Origin of the sequence: Dethiothermospora halolimnae (assembly GCF_037577855.1) — a bacterium.
GTDB lineage: Bacteria > Bacillota > Clostridia > Tissierellales > VENL01 > Dethiothermospora > Dethiothermospora halolimnae.
In genome coordinates this window covers 1-2,115 of record NZ_JBAKFX010000132.1, presented here as the reverse complement: position 1 = coordinate 2,115, position 2,115 = coordinate 1, and the positions used below count along the sequence as shown (strand labels likewise).

Below are 2,115 nucleotides of genomic sequence, written 5' to 3'. Positions count from 1 at the left end.
GTTAGACATTATACTTCTTTTCAAAATTAGTTAACATCTTATCTCATATTTATACGACGCTAGTCGCTTTTAAAAATTTTCGGATGAAAGTTTTGGTTTGAATAAATCTTCATGCGATTCCCGTGATCCTTTGTAGGATTGCTAATATTAAAGGGTAATAAAAAAGAATAGGTTTCTACCTATTCTTCAGAAAGTTTATTTTCTAATAAATCTACCAGTTCTTCTATGGCTCTTTTTTCATCGTCACCTTCTGTAATAATGGTTACTTCATCCCCTTCTGATACCCCCAGTGCCATAATCCCCATTATACTCTTTGCATTAATTTTTTTATCCCCCATTTGCAAATATATCTCACTTAAAAATTTACTTGCAGTTTGTACAAATAATGCAGCTGGTCTAGCATGTAAACCTATTTTATTCTTAATTATTACATTTTTTTTCTCCATAATTATCACCCTTTCCTTTTTTAATCTTATCTGCAATTTTTTCTATTTTTCGTAACCTATGGTTTACCCCAGATTTTCCAACCGGTGGACTTAACATTTCTCCTAATTCCTTTAGGCTGGCTCCCTTATGTTCCAATCTCAATCTGGCTATATCAATAAGTTTATCAGGCAAACTTTCTATTCCCATAGTTTTATCTACATACTTTATATTTTCTATTTGTCTAATTGCTGCATTTATAGTTTTGCTTAAATTTGCTGTTTCACAGTTAACAATACGATTAATATTATTCCTAACTTCTTTTAAAACTCTTATATCTTCCAGCTTAAGTAATGCCGAATGGGCTCCTATGATATTTAGTAAATCAACTATTTGTTCCCCTTCCTTTAAATATACTACATAATTATCCTTTCTTACAACAATTTTTGAATTTAGCTCAAAATAATTTATTATTTTTGATAAATCCTGTCCGTGCTCCCTACTATGGGTTACAAATTCTAAATGATAAGTTTTTTCTGGATCACTTATTGATCCCCCACCAAGAAAAGCTCCCCTTATATATGACCTTTTACAACACCTATTTTTAATTATTCTTTTAGGCACTTTATATCTAAGGGGAAATAAACCCTTTTTGTTATTAGTTATTCCTACATCATATAATATTTCCCTTGTCATTTCTTTATCATTTACCACTACTAAATAATTATTATTCTTTTTAAGTTGTCTATTTCTTCTTACCATTACTTCTGTATGAACATTATATAATTCTTTTAATAATGTAAAAATTCTTCTTGCTATAGCAGCATTTTCAGTTGCAAAGCTTACATTGACCCTTCCCGAACCTACTATTTGTATAGTACCACTCATCCTTATTAAAGCAGCCAATTCCGCCAAAAGACAACATTCTTTTTTGACTTCCATATGTGATAATTGGGTTTTAGTTTTTGATGAAAAAGACATTTATATCTACCCCTAACCTTTAATCTAAGTGTTCTATAGCCTTCTTAATAATATTTCTCTCATCTTCATATTTTGCTATTTTTTTTGCCCTATCCATGTGAACGAATCTAGCATCTACAAATCCTTCATTCTTTTGTGGTGTACAATCCATACTTCTTGCCATCATTAAATACCAGTGCACTGTTTTATTAACTATTTCGTTTTCTTCTCTACAATCCCTAAAGCTATAATGTATTTTCCCAAGATATTTTATGGTCTTTCCCTTTACACCACCTTCTTCAAATACTTCCCGTACAGCTGCGTGATCGATCTCTTCATTTTCTTCAACCTTCCCTTTTGGTAATACCCAGTCTCCGTTATATCTCTTTAAAAGTAATATTGCATTACCAAATACTACAACGCCTCCAGAGCTGATTTCTTTTCTCAATGTAGCCACACTCCCATTATTAATATACAGAATCTTCATTTTGTATTTTTATACAAATAAACTATCATATAGTAGTAAATCTTTCAACTTTTTCATTTTTATTTATAAAAATAATTTTATAACAATTAATTTTTATTGATTTGTGATATAAATAGGTATTTTATATTATTTGTAAAATAAAATACTTAATACTAAAAAGGTTTATTTAAAAGTATTGTATTTGGTATCTAATCTATCCTATCTTTTATTGTTTATAAATATAATATGTTATATTATATCATACC

Annotated in this window: 3 protein-coding genes; all 3 read right to left on the bottom strand. The window is 29.3% G+C overall.

Annotated features, from left to right (window positions below; genetic code table 11):
• Positions 1 to 179: 179 nt before the first annotated feature.
• From V6137_RS20895 to V6137_RS20885, 3 genes are read right to left on the bottom strand one after another with little or no spacing between them, the layout of a single operon-like run.
• On the bottom strand, positions 180 to 446 hold the full coding sequence (locus tag V6137_RS20895; protein WP_425449885.1) for an HPr family phosphocarrier protein: 267 nt from the start codon (positions 444 to 446) through the stop codon (positions 180 to 182).
• Positions 421 to 1,404 (bottom strand): DNA-binding protein WhiA, encoded by a 984-nt coding sequence (gene whiA, locus V6137_RS20890; protein WP_425449884.1) that lies wholly within the window; start codon positions 1,402 to 1,404, stop codon positions 421 to 423. Before whiA ends, V6137_RS20895 begins: the two co-directional genes overlap by 26 nt.
• Before the next feature lie 19 nt (positions 1,405 to 1,423).
• On the bottom strand, positions 1,424 to 1,870 hold the full coding sequence (locus V6137_RS20885; protein WP_425449883.1) for an NUDIX hydrolase: 447 nt from the start codon (positions 1,868 to 1,870) through the stop codon (positions 1,424 to 1,426).
• Positions 1,871 to 2,115 lie beyond the last annotated feature (245 nt).

Coding starts and splice junctions, on each gene's coding strand:
- V6137_RS20895 (WP_425449885.1), bottom strand. CDS start 446: ATGGAGAAAAAAAATGTAATAATTAAGAATAAAATAGGTTTACATGCT.
- whiA (WP_425449884.1), bottom strand. CDS start 1,404: ATGTCTTTTTCATCAAAAACTAAAACCCAATTATCACATATGGAAGTC.
- V6137_RS20885 (WP_425449883.1), bottom strand. CDS start 1,870: ATGAAGATTCTGTATATTAATAATGGGAGTGTGGCTACATTGAGAAAA.